The following is a 16,972-nucleotide window of genomic DNA, read 5'->3' on the forward strand; positions in this document are numbered from 1 at the left end:
TCCTTTCCTTATACTTTTTCTCTACTGTTCAATACTTGTGCAATATGCATCACTTTTACTGATTTATTTTGGCGCTGTATTCGTCCCCCTATGTTCATGAGACAACCACTATCTGCACCAATAAGTATTTCCGCGTTTGTTTCTTCAATATGTTCTACTTTTTCATCAACCATTTGTTCAGAAATTGGTGTCATTTTCACAGCAAACGTACCACCAAATCCACAGCAATCTTGTTTATTCTGCAAATCTCTTAATTCGAGACCTCTCACATTCTCAAGTAGTTTATAAGGAGCTTCTTTTTCTCCTAGCAGTCTCATCATGTGACAGGAGGAATGATACGTTGCACTTGTATTTAATGTAGCCCCTGTATCTGTCACACCAAGCACACGGTACAAAAATTGCGTTAATTCATATGTTTTGTCTGCCAAGTCTTTGGCTCTTGCCTTCCATTTTGGTTCATCTTTTAATAACGATGGATACTCCTTTAACATTCCTGCACATGAACCAGAAGGTGTCACTACCGCATTTGCATTTTCAAATGTTTTAATCATGTGCTTGGCTGCTTTTTTTGTGTCTTTATGGTATCCGCTGTTATACGCCGGTTGTCCACAACAGGTTTGATTCTCGGGAAAATCTACTTCGCAACCATGCCGTTCTAACAGTTCGACCATATCTTTTCCGACATCAGGATAAAATACATCTCCTAAACATGTGATAAATAATGATATTTTCATAGGTTTTATGACCTCCTTGACCACTTCACAGATATGGTCATCTGATGACTAACGATATTATATTTATATTACCAAAGATTGATACCGTTTACAAACGGAGATACTAACATCGGGCACGCTACATATTCCAATCCATTTTCCACTGCTCAGGCACACTTATGCCTGCTTGTTGAAAGGCAATATAATACTGGCCTTGATGTATTCCCTCGTGTTGAATGACTTTGTGCAGCAATTCAACAGGCGTAATATTCTCCTGATACAATAATATTTTTGTAAGGTTTGTTTGTTCAAACGCTAGTGCTAATTCCTCTGTACTCCTCCTTAACTCATAACTGATATTGGCCTCTTCTGGAATAAGATGACCTGGAAATTCCACTTTCCCTGTTTTTAACGCACTTCTATATACACCTCTGACCCGTATCATATGCTTAAACAACTTCCTTATCGTTCCTAACTCGTCAATCAACGGCTTGTCCCACAACTGTTCTGGCAGTTCTTCAGCTAACTGATTTGTCATGTCAGCGGCATATATGAACCCATCGCTTTTCATTGTGATCACATCCTTTATTTTTCTTACTTTTTCTGCATCATCCTCATAAATTCCTTTTTTAAATGAAAGAGGTTGGAACAAAAGTGTTTTAATTATAAAAAAGTCCGAATGATAGACATTTTGTGAATACCTTACAGGTTGTATCAATTATTTATTGACGGACAAATACGTGTAACAGCCATATAAACAAAAAATGCTTTGCCCTCATTTAGGACAAAGCATTTTTTAAAAAGCAAGAATCTTGGGCGATTTTTTCAAGAACCGTGTTTTCTTATAACTTATTTTTATCTATACCTTCATTTGCTTGTTTTTGTAGTTCACTTGCTTCGATAATAATATCTTTTACCGTTTTAAAGAATTGTTTCATGATAAATCCCTGCTTTCCTTTTATTAATACTTTCATTATTAAATGTTTTTATTATTATCTCAAATAGCAGGAAAATGCATGAAAACGAAAACATATAATATGAAAGCGGTAATCATCTATTATATTCTTTTGTTTTTGGGAAATATCTTTTTTTTTCGGCATTATCTTCTATTTGACTTTATGAAATCCTTGAAAATTTATGGGTTGTAGGAGAAATATCAATGATTTGTCTATACAACAAAAAGCACGAATCCATTCTTGGACTCGTGCTTTCTTCATCATTAATCTTCAATTAGTTCTTGTTCCAATTCAAAATCTTTCACATAAGCTTTCGGAAGCATAATGCCTTCTTTATTAAACTCACTTAATGGCAGTCCTTGTTGGACCCTTAGCGGAGTATCAGGATTCGCTAATGCCTGGCGCCCGATTGCGATAAAATCGGCCACATTATTTTCAATCAACGTGGACGCTTTTTCAGGATCGGCAAGGCTGCCGCAACTTATAATCGGAACGGAGGAAAATCTTTGCGCCGCTTCCGTCATAGTCATTGTTCCTTCTCCAAAACCTGGTGTTGTCGCATCATCATCAGACAAATGGATATAATCCACATTGGATTGGCCCAGCGCCGTAAAAATGACTCTGGCATCTTCTTCCCCACCAGACCAACGGAAGTGAGGGTTGGTTGCTTTCAATTGAGAAATACGAATCCCAACAATCATATTCTCTCCAACCGCTTTCCTTACTTCACGTATTAATTCAAGTAACAATCGTAAACGATTTTCAACAGAGCCACCGTATTCATCCTGACGTTCGTTTATCGTTTCTGATAAAAATTGGTCCAGCAAATAACCATTAGCACCATGTAATTCAACACCATCAAACCCCGCATCTTTAGCAAAAATTGCGGATTGTACAAATCCTTGCTTCACTTGTTCAATGCCTTCTTTAGATAGCTCCTCTGCTACAGGAAAAGCTCCCTCTCCGCCGTAGACAGAAACTTTGTCACTTGGCGGCTGGAATGGTGAAGGACCGACCGAATGATCTTTATAATAATTTCCTTGAGACTGTGCTCCGGCATGCATTAACTGGGCAATCATTTTTGCGCCATGCTTTTTCACATCCGCAACGATTGGTTTCCATGCTTCTTTGTGATTTTCCGTTGCTAAACCTGCCTGATATTCATAGCCTTGGCTATACGCGGTGTCAGGATAGATACCTTCTGTAATAACGGCAGCAAAACCGCCGACCGCAAAACGTTTATAATATTGATGTGCTCTTTCATTCGGAGTCCCATCCTCTTCAGAGCTCACTCTTGTCATCGGTGCAACCATATATCGATTTTTAAAAATATGATTACTAATATGACCTTGCTCGAATAAAGTATCTTCATATTTACTCAATTCTATCACCTGTCTTTTCTCTAATTTTGCATGAACGGTGTATCTCAGAAAAGTTAATCTTAGGTATAAAAACCTTCCACTAAACATGTTTATTTATTGTTCGCAAAAAATGACCAATGTCAGTAAGCTTATTCCTACGTATAACTTCCCATATCCACCATACAACTATACCTCACGAAGCCTTTTTTCAAACAAAAAGTCAGCAACTAAAGAGAGCTGCTGACTATCATTTATGCTTTTACTGTCACTACGGCATCCCGCAATTCCTTTTCCAAATCTTGACGAAAGGACTGTTTTTGTTCGGTGGACCAACCCAATTCATCAGCCATAAAATCTTGAACAGCATCTTTCCAATCGTGCACCCATTGAATTTGGAAAAATAAAGCCCCGGTTCGGCGTATAAAGAAATCTAACAGGGTTTCTGTCATTTCTTCTTCTATAGCATATCTCACTTGGGCATAAACAAGTGGTGATAAGTTGTATTTTTCCATAACCGATTCATCACGGTTCGTTAATATTTCAAATAAACGGTTTACATTTGATCCATATTTGTCTGCCATATCCGCCGATTCTTCTTCTGTTAAACCAAGTTCCTTTCCTTCCCTCACCTTTTCTTTAACAAAAGCTGAAAAGTGACTAGATCCGCCAACATCTCCGCCTGACAGCTTCCAATGTTTGGTCTGGCAAGACTGAAATGCTACATCCCTTTCTTCTTTAAATAGTCTTGCCACCTTGTTAACTACATCTTCTGCCATCTTTCGATAACCCGTCAGTTTTCCGCCGGCAATGGACAAAATACCGGATTCGTGCTCCCACACTTCATCTTTTCTAGATATTTCAGAAGGGTCTTTTCCTACTTCTGAAATAAGCGGACGTAAGCCTGCCCAACTAGACTCCACATCTTCAGCTGTTACATGAACGTCCGGGAACATATAACGCACGGCTTCTAATAGATAATCCCGATCTTGTTCGGTCATTTTCGGATTAGCAATATCACCTTCATACACCGTATCCGTCGTTCCGATGTAGGTTTTCCCTTGTCTTGGTATGGCAAACACCATGCGTCCATCCGGTGTATCAAAATATATCGCTTGATGAAGAGGAAACACACTGTTATCAAAAACAAGATGAGTTCCTTTCGTTAAGCGAAGGTGTTTCCCTTTTTTAGCATTATCTTTTTCCCGTACTTGATCCACCCATGGGCCAGCTGCATTAATAATTTTCCTTGCTCGAATGGAATATGTCTCTCCCGTTAGTTGATCTTCTACCATAACTCCGGAAGCTTTGCCATTCTCATACAGAAAATCAATGACTTTTGTATAATTAATAAGAGTTGCTCCGTTTTGAACCGCCTCTTTTGCAACTTCGATTGTCAGTCTGGCATCGTCCGTCTTATATTCAACATAGTATCCGCCGCCGCGCAAACCATCTTTTTTTATAAGGGGAGCTTTTTTCAACGTTTCTTCGCGACTAAACATCTGTCTCCGTTCACTCCGTTTGACTCCTGCTAAAAAGTCATACACACGCAGACCAAACGACGTAGATAACGGACCGAAATTCCCTCCTTTATGAAAAGGGAGCAACATCCATTCAGGGGTTGTGACGTGAGGAGCGTTCTCATACACAATCGCCCGCTCTTTCCCTACTTCCGCTACCATTTTGACCTCAAATTGCTTTAAATAACGAAGTCCTCCATGGACAAGCTTCGTCGAACGGCTTGATGTACCCGCTGCAAAATCCTGCATTTCAACAAGAGCTGTATTCATTCCTCGCGTCGTTGCATCCAAGGCAATACCAGATCCTGTAATTCCTCCTCCAATCACTAACACGTCAAACGCTTCATGTGATAACTGTTCTTTGATTTGACTGCGTTGTTTACCAGAAAAATTATTCATTGATGTGACCCCTTCCTTATTTAAAAAAAGAAACCAGAAAATCCCTTTTCAAGTTATCAAAAAGGGTTTTCTGGTTTCTCATATTCTCCAACCATGCGTATTAACTTGTTATTTAAACGCCATTGCTGCGTGTACTGCTTTTCTCCATCCATTATAAAGGTTTTCTCTTTGTTTGTCATCCATAGCAGGAGTGAATGTCTTTTCAACGTTCCATTGTTTCGCTATTTCTTCACGACTTTCCCAATACCCGACAGCAAGCCCTGCAAGATAGGCGGCTCCAAGTGCAGTTGTTTCATTTACAACAGGACGCTCTACTGGTACATTCAACAAGTCACCTTGAAATTGCATGAGAAAATCGTTTTTTACCGCACCTCCATCAACACGGAGGGTTTTTAAATTAATATTGGAGTCTGCTGTCATCGCATCTAATACATCTTTCGTTTGATAAGCAAGGGATTCAAGGGTAGCACGTACAAAGTGTTCTTTTTCAGTCCCGCGGGTAATACCAAAAACGGCACCTCTAACATCTGAATCCCAATAAGGCGTACCAAGTCCTACAAAAGCAGGAACAACATAAGCTCCATCTGTTGAATCTACCCGTTTAGCATAGTCTTCAGATTCCGATGCATTGCTTAGAAGTCGCAATCCATCTCGAAGCCATTGAACAGCAGAACCTGCAACAAAAATACTTCCCTCAAGCGCATAATCTACTTTTCCGTCCAGCCCCCAAGCGAGCGTTGTTAACAATCCATGCTCTGATTGAATAGCCTCCTGCCCTGTATTCATCAACATAAAACAGCCTGTTCCATAAGTGTTTTTAGCCATCCCTTTTTCAAAACAAGCCTGGCCAAACAACGCTGATTGCTGATCACCTGCCGCACCAGCAATTGGAACACTAGCCCCGAAAAAGTGATAATCTACCGTATGGGCGTAAACTTCCGACGATGGACGAACTTCTGGAAGCATGGACTCTGGTACATCCAAAATATTTAATAGTTCTTCATCCCATTTTAATTCATGAATATTATACATTAAAGTTCTGGACGCATTAGAATAATCCGTCACGTGTGCCTTACCACCAGATAATTTCCAAATTAACCACGTGTCTATCGTCCCGAATAATAGATCTCCACGTTCCGCTCTTTCGCGTGCACCATCCACATTATCTAACATCCATTTTACTTTTGTTCCGGAAAAATAAGCATCAATCAACAAACCAGTTTTCTCTCGGAAAATATCGTTTAATCCTTTTTCTCTTAACTCTTCACACACTTCCGCTGTTTGACGTGACTGCCACACAACAGCGTTATAAATAGGTTTACCTGTTTCTTTATCCCAAATGACCGTTGTTTCACGTTGGTTTGTTATCCCAATACTCGCTATCTGTTCAGGCTTAGTGTCTGTTTCTGTTAGAACTGTTGCTATTACCGCTAAGACACTTCCCCATATTTCGGTAGCATCATGCTCTACCCAACCCGGCTTCGGAAAATACTGGGTAAACTCTTTCTGTGCCGTTTTTACAATTTCTCCCGCGTGATTAAAAAGAATCGCTCTTGAACTCGTCGTTCCTTGATCTAAAGCTAACACAAATCTTTCCATATATAAGCACCTCTTTTTTCATTGTATACTAGATTTTACGTTTAATTAGACAAAGATTCCTTTTTCTCTATTTGATTATATTGATAGGTCGCCATTTCTTGCTTGTATTTTCGGGCATTTTGAATTTGTGCGTAAATAAAAATGGCGGCCACAATACCTGTGAATATCCAAAATAGCGGTGTAACTTCTCCAAGAAAAATAGCTTGGTGAAAAACACCTCCATATATGCCGCCGATAATCGGTCCCACAACTGGTACCCAAGCATACTTCCAATCAGAGGAGCCTTTACCCGGAATCGGTAACAGAAAATGAGCAATTCTCGGTCCTAAATCACGAGCAGGATTAATTGCATATCCAGTTGTTCCGCCAAGTGATACACCAATCGCTACAATTAAAAGACCAACAATAAGTGGATTTAATCCTTCCGTAAATTCATTTGCACCAATAAACGCTAACCCTAACACAAGAATAAAGGTTCCAATCATTTCACTAACTAGATTTGCAGAATAATTTCGAATCGCCGGATCTGTAGCAAATACTCCCAATTTGGCTGCCTTGTCTTCTGTTTTGCGCCATTGCGCTAAATAATGAAAATAGACAACACATGCCCCTAACATAGCCCCAATCACTTGAGCTAAAATATACATCGGCACATCCGACCAAGGAAAATCACCCGCTGCTGCCAATCCCAACGTAGCAGCAGGATTGATATGAGCTCCACTAAAATTACCAACGGCATAAACTCCCATGGCAACAGCTAGACCCCATCCTACTGTAATGACAATCCAACCTGCTCCTTCTGCTTTTGAACCTTTTAATACAACACCAGCAACAACACCGCCGCCTAAAATGACCAGTATCATCGTACCGATTAATTCACCAAGAAATGGTGACATAAACTATCCCTCCAAATTGGTTAAGCCATATGGTTAAAGTGGTTCTGATGGGAGCAACAGTTTGAGGCCTCAAACGCAAAAAATCCACACCTGTCCTTTTAGACATAGACTTCTCCCTAGTGTCTAAAAGCTGGCGTGGATCTCAGAATCTCCATCACATTTATTAACCTAATAACACCTTACAATAACCTTGAAAGCGTTGTCAACATTTTCATAAATTTTCATTTTTTTATTTTACTTTAAAACTCTGTATTACTTTTAAGAGAAAACAGTTGCGAAAGCATGGGGTTTCTCTTTACAATAGACTATTGTAAGAAACCCGTATAAGCCTATACGCGTGTATATCTTGCAAATATAACACAAATAGGTGATGAAAATGGAAAATAATTATCAAGTACTGCTTTACTACAAGTATGTGGAAATCGATGACCCGGAGACATTCACAACGGAACATCTCGACTACTGTAAAAACCTAGGCTTGAGAGGACGTATTTTGGTTGCCTCAGAAGGACTTAACGGTACCGTCTCAGGAACAATCGAACAAACAAATCAGTATATGGCAGACATAAAGAGTGACCCTCGATTTGCTGACATGGAGTTTAAAATCGATCCAGCCGAAGGGCACGCCTTTAAAAAGATGCATGTTCGCCACCGGGACGAAATCGTTTCGTTCCGACTGGAAGAAGATATTAACCCAAACGAACTGACTGGCAATCATTTAAGCCCCAAGGAGTTCTTTGAAAAGATGCAGGAAGAAGATACCGTAATTATCGATGCCCGCAATGATTACGAATACGACCTAGGCCATTTCCGCGGTGCAATCCGCCCCGATATAAATGCCTTCCGAGAACTTCCGGACTGGATTGAAGAAAATAAAGAAGAGCTTGATGGAAAGCAAATTTTAACGTACTGCACCGGAGGTATTCGCTGTGAAAAATTCTCCGGCTGGCTGAAGAATAAAGGGTTTGAAAATGTTAACCAATTGCATGGCGGGATTGTCTCTTACGGGAAAGATGATGAAGTAAAAGGCAAGCTGTGGGACGGTCAATGCTACGTCTTCGATGAACGAATTAGTGTACCAATTAACCAAGAAGAACACGTTGTTGTTGGACGTGACCATTTTGACGGTGAACCGTGTGAACGATACGTCAACTGTGCGAGCCCTGAGTGCAACGACCAAATTCTCTGCTCTGAAGAGAACGAGCATAAATATTTACGCGGCTGCACACCAGAATGTCGTGTTGACCCCGAGAACCGTTATATTGTTGAGCATTCGTTGACAAATGATGATTGGGAAGAGCGGTTAAATCAGATTGGTGAACATTTTCATCAAACAACCTAAGTATAAAAAAGCTGCTGTACAGCAGCTTTTTTATATCCATGAGTTGACTAATCGGAATTAATCTGTGATTATATATTTGTAACAAATTTGGTTACAAGGTGGAGACAACATGGTTAACAGTCGGCTTAGTGTGGCAATTCATATTTTATCATTACTCGCTACTCATCCTCACGACAAACTTACATCTGAATTTATGGCCGCTAGCGTTCAAACAAATCCGGTTGTTATCAGACGGATTTCAGGAATGCTCCGAAAAGGAGGACTGATTAAAACTCAACCTGGTATCTCAGGAGCTTTTCTTATGAAAAAACCTGAGAATGTAACCTTATTGGATATTTATCATGCAGTTTTTCAAGAAGAAGTTTTATTTACTGTCCATGCTAACCCTAATCCTGCATGTCCAGTAGGGAAACAAATTCAACAAACCTTGGATGACAGTTTCGAACGAGTAGAAAATGCCATGAAAAATGAATTAGCCAATCAAACGCTGCAGGATGTCATAGAACACCTTATTATATAAAGAGGTGTTTTTTTACCACTCCCCTGTAACAAAAACAGTTACATTCTATAACAGGAGGGTTATTTTCATGAATATTGGAATTATAGGAGCAACTGGAAAAGCGGGACATCTTATTTTAATGGAAGCATTAGAACGAGGGCACAACGTGACAGCAATTGTGCGGAACCCTTCAAAATTACAGCACAATGTACCTGTGTTAGAGCAGGATATCTTCCACCTGACACGTGATGATTTATCAACCTTCGATGTTGTAGTAAATGCATTTGGGTCCGCTCCTGACGAAGAACAGCCTCATATCGAATCCGGACGCATACTGAGCGATGCACTGCAAGGGACAAATACTCGTCTTTTTGTAGTCGGAGGCGCCGCCAGCCTGTATGTGGATGATAACAAAACAACACAGCTTATCGATACACCGGATTTTCCCGATGAAATCAAACCAATGGCAGGGGGCCAGGTCAAAAACCTTAATGCTCTGCAAAATGCGGAGAATCTTAGCTGGACCTTTCTAAGCCCGGCTGTCGAATTTGATTCAGAAGGTAAACGCACCGGTACTTATCAGAAAGGCAAAGACCATATTATCACCAATTCTGAAGGAAACAGTTACGTCAGCTACGCCGATTACGCCATCGCCGTGCTCGATGAAATAGAAAACAAAGAACATATCAATGAACGTTTTACAGTGATTGGAGAAAGATAACACTAGCGTCCTGTGGAAACGCCGAACTGACCTGTGTCATGCAGGCCCCGTGTAGGCCTCCGAACGGCTGGGCGCTGAAGCTGGATCCGAAAACGCCAACATTTTATACTTCCCTATCCTATAAAAAAAGAACCAGCTTGAGACTTCCAGCTGGTTCTTATCACTGTTGAATCAATATATATTGATTATAAGTAAATATCCTCCCTTATTTTAGTTAAAACCGTGAATACCTGATTTGCTTTTTAAAAATTTTTATTCTGATTAAGCAGAAGCTGAACATTTTTATCAGCAACAAAAACAAAATTTATAAAAAATTCATATTTCATTTTTTACCAATCTTTCATACTTTAAATATTACTTAAGTCCCGTTTTATGGAAAAAATACATATAACGTTTTGCTACCTTCTTCCGGGTTTACATCATCCTTGATATCTTATTTATAATTAATAAAATAAAAAGTATTATTACATATATTTAAAAATTTATTTAAATTTTGATAAAAACCTTGTAAAAAAACAGAAATTAGACTTCAGAGTAAAATTTCACATATGTTGCCTGCTTGTCGTTAAATACAATCCCATTTTTTCCCTTATTTATGATACATTTAATACTTTTTAAATATAACAAATACGGAACAGTTTTGTAACATTTCAAAGTGTGTGTCTAAAGGATTTAAATACTTGAATTAGCAAGGTATTTGAAGTATCTGCGCAATACTATATTACCATTTCACGCTGTCCTTACTTTATGATAAGCTAAACCCGAATTATACAAACACACATAATTTTTTGAAAGGGAAGTGGTTTATGGAACAAATTCCATATTATTCATCTCAAGAGATAACAGAGGTTATGCTTCAAATGGTCAATACCCATTTGGATGATGAAGATCTTAGAGAGAATGCTGCCCTGTTCATAATGTACAAGATGAAGGAAGGCTTTTTGTTTTCGGAATTAACTCAGTTGCATTATCACCTCGAGGAAAGCGAGAAGAGTCATGGAATGTTTCATGTATCTGCGGCGGTGGAGTTTTTAATTCTAGCTCTGGACATGCTGGATGACCTGCAGGATCAAGATGACATGGATAAGCCATGGTCTACTTTTCCTTTTTCTACTTCGATGAATCTATCAACAGGTTTTTTTACTTTAAGTATGCTTGTTCTAAAACAAGCTCCTTATGGTGACGATTTGAAGTCAGCAGCTCTTCACCACCTCTACCACCAAGTTTTACGCGCAGTAAAAGGCCAACATCAAGATCTTAAACATGTCTATGACACGGAGGACGATTTTTTACGGATGATCAAGTACAAGTCAGGATCATTGATGACTTGCTCAACCCTCATCGGTGCAACACTTCGTGAAACAACGAAGGATCAGCTGGCCATCATTCAGGAGTATTCGGAAAGTCTTGGAGTGACAGCACAATTAGCTAATGATATACACGGACTCTTACGTATGGATACCAAGAATGATTTACTGCAGAAACAATGGACGCTGCCTATCATGTTACTTTCTAAAGAAAATGATGAACAAGCACAATGGATTCAGGATTATTATGCAGGCAACATAGATCAAGCGTTTATGATGGAGAAGGAAGAGTCTCTGTTTCAGTGGATACATCAGTCGCCAGTCCTTTTATATGTACGCGTTCTAAAACGTGTATACCAAAGAAGCGCTATTTATAAAATGAATGAACTGCATGTGAGCCAGGAATGGAAAGACTGTATGCGAGAGTATATAGAACAAGTTTAAAAAAACTTATTCAAATTCAAGGAGGAATATCATAATGTTACAAAAAGCAGTGCAACAATTAGCTAAACAGCCCCATCTTTTGGAAAAGTTGAAAGAGGATAAATTGAATCTAGCCGGCGTTTCAGAAACAGAAAAAGCGGCTGTGCTGGATGTATTGACCGATAAGGAATTTCATGGTATAGACGTAAAGAATGGTTACTGGAAATAAAACATAACTTACCTAACCTTTCTTTTAGAAAGACCAACTGTTCGCCGAGTCTTATGGCGAATCCCGAAGTTTTCTCAAACTGATTCAAAAAAATAATGCTTTCCTATCAGTGTAAAAAAGCCAGAGTTACTCTGGTTTTTTTACGTAAAGATTCCTTAGAGGGGATGAGAGTCTGTATGGAATATATTAAACGCTGCAAGTGGGTTTTTTTTTAATCATCATCGCCCTGATTGCTTTCTATATGGTTTACGCAACGATCACCGAAACCTACATAGGTTTGGACGTAAAGAAGAATGACAAGGGGCAATGGGAAATTACAAAAGTAGACCCAATTGGATGGGCCGGGCAAAGGAATATTCAAACGGGTGACATTGTCATAGAAGTTAATGAACAATCACCGACCTCTTATTCTTCCATCCAACATTACGGAGTGATTGGCAAGCTGGAACAAATGAAAGTTGTTCATAATGGCAACCAACTCGAATATAAGGTTCAAGTTTCACGAAACTTCAACACTCTTTTGTACCATATGCTACTGCCTATAACCGTATTTATGGTGTTGTTTGGATTCTCGCTTTATATTTATTCAAAAAAACGCGGAGAACCTATTGCTCTCTATTTAATTGCTTTTCTGTCAGCAGTTGGTTTTTGCTATTTAAGTGCAGGAGCTTCCGCACGACTAGATTCATTTGCTCGAATCGTGAACAGTTTTTCTCTCATGATGGTCCCTGTTTTATTTTTGCATTTGCATTATCAGTATTTATTAAAATACCGGATTCAATTGATAAATTGGATCATGCTCGCGATATTTTATGGAGTAAACATATTTGTCGTTTTCCTAGATGCATTATCGAACTTCAAAGATATTGGCAGGATGTATGAGTGGGTTCGAAATTCTCAGCTGCTCCTGTTTTCTATTGAAATCTTGTTTGGATTTTGTATACTTATTTACTATTACTTTAAATTTCGCAAAACCATCCATAAACCTATATTTCAGAATACAATCTTAAGCATAATTGTCTCCTTTTTTCCATTTATTTTTCTAACGGCCTTACCAAAAACCTTATTTGAAATAGAATTGCTTCCGGCTCCTGTTACAGCTGCATTCCTTATTGTGCTGCCGGTCTTCTTTCTTTATTTAGTTTTGACGAATAAAGTATTTGATGTTGATTTTATCAGTAGCCGGTTCCGATATTATGCTTTTAAATCGTTGATATTAACCGGGATGGTTATCGCGATGGTGGTGTTTTTTACAAATTTGACGTATATCCAATGGGCCAGACTGATTATTTTAACGTATGGCTCGTTCATTCTATTTTTCTATTTAGAAGAGAAACTAAATGTCCGTAGCCTGTTTAAAGGTCAATACAATTACAAAATTAGTCTTGACCGCTTTTCTTATGATATAGCGAAAATATTAAAGAAAGAGGAATTAAACGAGAGATTGATTCAAGAGATTAAAGAGGTACTGCCGATTGAAAATGCCTCTATCGTAACGTTTGCCAAGGATAAAGGTGTCGTGAATTTATCCTCTGGAGATCAAGAGTATTCAAGACACTTCATTGAAATGTATGTGATGCATCATCAGTCCGTGTTATCCATTGGCTCCCAATTTTTAATTGAAGACGGGCTATGCTCCGTTATTAGTGATGAGTATGATACCATTCATATTCTTTGGATTGAACAAAAAGTGAACCACACGCCATTTAATCAAGACGAACAACACTGGATAAAAGCTCTTGTTCACTATACGAGCATTGTTTATGAAAATCTTCAACTAATGGAAGGTGTTTCAGAAGAATTAAATAAGTCCTTTTATAACAATCAGACCATGCCTTCGTGGATGTTAAGATTACTGTTTAAACTATCCGAAAAAGAGCGGGCCCGGCTGTCTTATGACCTACATGATTCCGCATTACAAGAACAATTAATTTGGTATCGCAAAGTAGAAGAGCTGCTTGATCAAGAACAGCATTCTGCTCAATTAAGAGTTCAGTTATCGGAATTGCGGGAGGGGTTGCTAGGAGTAGTTAACCAAGTTCGGGAAACTTGTACATTATTACGACCTCCTTTTTTAAAAGACACCGGAATTGTTGAGGCTCTATCCTATTTAATTCAGTACTATCAGGAACGTGAAGAATTTAACATCTATTTTAACTCTTGGGATTTCAATTCCAACCTTGGAGATGAACAGTCTCTGGCCCTTTATAGAATTGTTCAGGAATTATTAAATAATGCATCAAAGCATTCCGGGGCCAGTCATATTGACATTGAAATGAGAAGTGAAGGAAATCAATTTATTATGACGTACAAAGACAACGGAGTAGGATTGCCGCCGAAGGATGAATACCGCTCCACTCAAAGTATGGGATTGGCGGGGATACAGCAGCGTGTCAACAGTGTTCATGGATCAATTGAGATTCTTTCACCGGAAGGGACCGGGGTAGAAGTTGTTATACTACTTCCATCACATCAAGAATTTATGAATTACTTTGAAGTAATGTAACGGAGGGACAAACATGATAAAAATTTTGTTAGTCGATGATCATCCAGCAGTTGGAGAAGGTTCTAAATTAATGATTGAGAAGGAAGAAGATATGAAAGTGACCATTGTGGAAAGTCCGGGCATGGCCATCGATATTCTTCATGACGAACACTTTTCGCTCATGTTATTTGATTTACGTATGAAAGGAATGAATGGGATTGAGTTGACGAAACATGTTCGTTCTATAGGACAGACTGCCCCTGTTTTAATCTACACAGGCCATGAAGTTGGACCTTATTTTAATACGTTAATGGAAGCAGGGGTATCTGGATTCATCAGTAAAACATCTTCCCGGGAGGAACTGATTCAGGCCATCCGCTATGGAGTGGACGGTAAAGCAGTGGTCCCGGCTTCTTTGCTACGGCAATTACGAAAAATGGAAGTACGGATAGAAGAAACAGAAATAACGTCCTCCACTGAAGAGCAACAAGAAATATCAATCAATTCAAAGGAACAGGAGATTCTCATAGAAGTGGCAAAAGGAAAAAGCAATAAAGAAATTGCCAGCCTCTTTTACAATAGTCCCCGCACCATTGAATATAATTTAACGGATATTTTTAAAAAGCTTCAGGTGAAAACAAGAGCTGAAGCCGTGTTGAAATCCAAGCAATGGGGGATTATCCCGGAGGAAGCGAAATAAAAAGCCAGTCAGAGTACCAAATCTGACTGGCTTTTTTACGGATTTATTTTCTTATATTTAATCGTTATTCCAATAGCGATAGGCATGAACAACATGGCCCTGGTAGGAGGAATAAGAGCCCAGTTCTTCATTCACTATGTCCAATTCTTCTTCCATTACATCTTCTCCTTCATCGTAAAAGGAAATATGGGGGTTCGCTGTGTTTTTCTTCATTTCCACAGAAATAATGATATTTTTGTCTATGCTTTCTGCATAATTCACTTCATTTTGGGCTGCATTCAGAATTCCTCCAGATCCTTCAGCATGATCACGAAACGCCATGACAGAGGTATGATCCATTTTGTTGATCACCCATTCGTTAAAAGGCGTATCAGGATGGCCCGGTGTTTCCGTATCATCAAACCACATAGCTAGGTCCATACTGGCTTCCAGATTTGACTCTCGTTTGGTTTCGTTCACAAACAACTCAATATTGTCCATCCATTGTGAAAGTATCTCCTGTTGATCTTCCGCCCATGATGGTTCTGTATACGGCTCAACATCAAGATGAATTCCCAAAAACCTCTGTTCCTTATCGACAGATTGATTATACGTTTTTACGTAATCTACGAGGTTCAGCATCCGGGATTTTTCTTTCTTGAGAGCCCAGGAAGGGTGCCCGCCCATTGCATGTACTTCAATCCCCTTGGCGTTTGCCTCTTCCACAAAATCAGAATAAGCGCTATATGGCTGGGTGAGGTCCAGTCGTGTATATAATAGATTTATATTTTTTTCAGTGGCAAATTCAATAATTCTGTCTTTTTCATTGATTAGTGTTTCCGCTTCCCATATATACGTTCCTCGATAGTTCTCGTTCTCGTCTTCTTCCGGTTGCGCGGAAGACTGTTCCTCCTGTGCCTCCAGGCTGGAAAAGTCATCTATTGCTTTTCCTCTATAGGAGTCATGCGTTCCCAGATGTTTATCAACAAGATTGAGATGCATATTCATATCCGAAATACCTTCTTCGAAAAATGTAGTGTAGTCCTGCCCTGTATCTGAAATTGTTACTCCTATTAAAATTTGTTTATTAAGGTTATCAGCAGCTTCGAATTCATCTTTTGTTAAGTTTACAATGCCATTTGGCCCTTCTAGTGTATCGCGGTAAGCAAGAATTGTCGTATGATCAAATTGACTTATCAACCATGTACTAAATGGTGTCTCAGGCTCACCCGGCGTTTCCACTTCGTCCAACCAAAAAGGAATAGAACTACTTAGCTCCAGAGAATCATCTTCAGGAAAGGTGTCTAAAACAGCGTTCAGGTTTTGTTTCCATTCCTTAATAACAGTGGTTTGTCCCTCATACCATTCAGGTAGATATTGAGGCTGTATTTTCAGGTGTATTCCTTCAAATCGTTCCTCTTTAGAGACGTCTTCATTGTAATTCTTCACCCTCTGAATAAAGTCAAGGTTTTGCTGTTGGTTTTTCTCCAGAGCCCATGAAGGCTCCCCTCCTAAGGCATGAATCTCTATATCGTTCTCATTTGCCTGACGGATGAGACTGGAGTACGCATTGGAAGGTGTTTCTGGGTCCATTCTCACATACAACACGTTGAAACCCTTTTCTTCCGCTTCATTTAAGATTGAATCCCTCTTTTCACTAATGTCTATGTTTTCCACCCACATGGCTTTCTGAACTTCATCAGAATCAGAAAAGCCCATTAGAAGTATGAGGGCAGTAATAGTTAGCAGATAGTACGATACTTGTTTCTTCATTTCTAGTCCTCCCTATGTTTTACTACTTGACCCCGGGGTACATCCCAGTGTTTTAAGGGTATCGCGCAACCAT

The 16,972-nt window shown here is 39.2% G+C and carries 14 protein-coding genes; 7 read left to right on the top strand and 7 right to left on the bottom strand.

Translation table 11 applies throughout. The features are described from left to right. Positions 1–8: 8 nt before the first annotated feature. From J2S78_RS12835 to J2S78_RS12860, 6 genes are all read right to left on the bottom strand, one after another. The gene (locus tag J2S78_RS12835; protein ID WP_306899149.1) at positions 9–734 is read right to left on the bottom strand and encodes a (Fe-S)-binding protein; all 726 of its coding nucleotides are present in this window, start codon (positions 732–734) and stop codon (positions 9–11) included. A gap of 118 nt (positions 735–852) precedes the next feature. Further along, complete coding sequence (locus J2S78_RS12840) at positions 853–1,284, bottom strand: DinB family protein (protein ID WP_306899151.1); 432 nt, start codon at positions 1,282–1,284, stop codon at positions 853–855. 648 nt (positions 1,285–1,932) lie between these two features. Next, positions 1,933–3,051: an oxidoreductase gene (locus J2S78_RS12845; protein WP_306899153.1), complete on the bottom strand. Its 1,119-nt coding sequence runs from the start codon at positions 3,049–3,051 to the stop codon at positions 1,933–1,935. A gap of 230 nt (positions 3,052–3,281) precedes the next feature. Beyond that, positions 3,282–4,946, bottom strand: a complete 1,665-nt coding sequence (locus tag J2S78_RS12850) for a glycerol-3-phosphate dehydrogenase/oxidase (protein ID WP_306899154.1) — start codon at positions 4,944–4,946, stop codon at positions 3,282–3,284. Between the two features lie 108 nt (positions 4,947–5,054). Further along, positions 5,055–6,545 (bottom strand): glycerol kinase GlpK, encoded by a 1,491-nt coding sequence (gene glpK, locus J2S78_RS12855; RefSeq protein WP_306899156.1) that lies wholly within the window; start codon positions 6,543–6,545, stop codon positions 5,055–5,057. 41 nt (positions 6,546–6,586) lie between these two features. Continuing rightward, on the bottom strand, positions 6,587–7,441 hold the full coding sequence (locus tag J2S78_RS12860; RefSeq protein ID WP_306899157.1) for an MIP/aquaporin family protein: 855 nt from the start codon (positions 7,439–7,441) through the stop codon (positions 6,587–6,589). Positions 7,442–7,817: 376 nt separating this feature from the next. Between J2S78_RS12860 and trhO the strand changes: the two genes are divergently transcribed. The 7 genes from trhO (at position 7,818) to J2S78_RS12895 (ending at position 15,147) form a co-directional block, all read left to right on the top strand. After that, on the top strand, positions 7,818–8,783 hold the full coding sequence (trhO, locus tag J2S78_RS12865; protein WP_306899159.1) for an oxygen-dependent tRNA uridine(34) hydroxylase TrhO: 966 nt from the start codon (positions 7,818–7,820) through the stop codon (positions 8,781–8,783). A 109-nt stretch (positions 8,784–8,892) separates the two neighbouring features. Continuing rightward, entirely contained in the window at positions 8,893–9,303 is a 411-nt protein-coding gene (locus J2S78_RS12870) for an Rrf2 family transcriptional regulator (RefSeq protein ID WP_306899161.1), read from the top strand. Positions 9,304–9,370: 67 nt separating this feature from the next. Next, complete coding sequence (locus J2S78_RS12875) at positions 9,371–10,003, top strand: NAD(P)-dependent oxidoreductase (protein WP_306899163.1); 633 nt, start codon at positions 9,371–9,373, stop codon at positions 10,001–10,003. A gap of 806 nt (positions 10,004–10,809) precedes the next feature. Then, positions 10,810–11,754, top strand: a complete 945-nt coding sequence (locus tag J2S78_RS12880) for a polyprenyl synthetase family protein (protein WP_306899165.1) — start codon at positions 10,810–10,812, stop codon at positions 11,752–11,754. A 34-nt stretch (positions 11,755–11,788) separates the two neighbouring features. Next, complete coding sequence (gene comX / locus J2S78_RS12885; protein WP_306899166.1) at positions 11,789–11,962, top strand: competence pheromone ComX; 174 nt, start codon at positions 11,789–11,791, stop codon at positions 11,960–11,962. Between the two features lie 241 nt (positions 11,963–12,203). Next, the gene (locus tag J2S78_RS12890; protein WP_306899167.1) at positions 12,204–14,468 is read left to right on the top strand and encodes an ATP-binding protein; all 2,265 of its coding nucleotides are present in this window, start codon (positions 12,204–12,206) and stop codon (positions 14,466–14,468) included. A gap of 13 nt (positions 14,469–14,481) precedes the next feature. Further along, a complete protein-coding gene (locus J2S78_RS12895) occupies positions 14,482–15,147 on the top strand; it encodes a response regulator transcription factor (RefSeq protein WP_306899168.1) in 666 nt (221 codons plus the stop codon). A 57-nt stretch (positions 15,148–15,204) separates the two neighbouring features. Here J2S78_RS12895 and J2S78_RS12900 read toward each other — a convergent pair whose 3' ends face one another. After that, on the bottom strand, positions 15,205–16,899 hold the full coding sequence (locus J2S78_RS12900; protein ID WP_306899170.1) for a hypothetical protein: 1,695 nt from the start codon (positions 16,897–16,899) through the stop codon (positions 15,205–15,207). Positions 16,900–16,972: the final 73 nt, after the last annotated feature.

Source organism: Salibacterium salarium, assembly GCF_030813635.1.
GTDB lineage: Bacteria > Bacillota > Bacilli > Bacillales > Marinococcaceae > Salibacterium > Salibacterium salarium.

Excerpts from the sequence above, each read along its gene's own strand:
- J2S78_RS12850 (WP_306899154.1), bottom strand. The coding sequence starts at position 4,946 with ATGAATAATTTTTCTGGTAAACAACGCAGTCAAATCAAAGAACAGTTA.
- J2S78_RS12880 (WP_306899165.1), top strand. The coding sequence starts at position 10,810 with ATGGAACAAATTCCATATTATTCATCTCAAGAGATAACAGAGGTTATG.
- J2S78_RS12840 (WP_306899151.1), bottom strand. The coding sequence starts at position 1,284 with ATGAAAAGCGATGGGTTCATATATGCCGCTGACATGACAAATCAGTTA.
- J2S78_RS12870 (WP_306899161.1), top strand. The coding sequence starts at position 8,893 with ATGGTTAACAGTCGGCTTAGTGTGGCAATTCATATTTTATCATTACTC.
- J2S78_RS12835 (WP_306899149.1), bottom strand. The coding sequence starts at position 734 with ATGAAAATATCATTATTTATCACATGTTTAGGAGATGTATTTTATCCT.
- J2S78_RS12895 (WP_306899168.1), top strand. The coding sequence starts at position 14,482 with ATGATAAAAATTTTGTTAGTCGATGATCATCCAGCAGTTGGAGAAGGT.
- J2S78_RS12875 (WP_306899163.1), top strand. The coding sequence starts at position 9,371 with ATGAATATTGGAATTATAGGAGCAACTGGAAAAGCGGGACATCTTATT.
- glpK (WP_306899156.1), bottom strand. The coding sequence starts at position 6,545 with ATGGAAAGATTTGTGTTAGCTTTAGATCAAGGAACGACGAGTTCAAGA.
- comX (WP_306899166.1), top strand. The coding sequence starts at position 11,789 with ATGTTACAAAAAGCAGTGCAACAATTAGCTAAACAGCCCCATCTTTTG.
- J2S78_RS12860 (WP_306899157.1), bottom strand. The coding sequence starts at position 7,441 with ATGTCACCATTTCTTGGTGAATTAATCGGTACGATGATACTGGTCATT.
- J2S78_RS12890 (WP_306899167.1), top strand. The coding sequence starts at position 12,204 with ATGGTTTACGCAACGATCACCGAAACCTACATAGGTTTGGACGTAAAG.
- trhO (WP_306899159.1), top strand. The coding sequence starts at position 7,818 with ATGGAAAATAATTATCAAGTACTGCTTTACTACAAGTATGTGGAAATC.
- J2S78_RS12900 (WP_306899170.1), bottom strand. The coding sequence starts at position 16,899 with ATGAAGAAACAAGTATCGTACTATCTGCTAACTATTACTGCCCTCATA.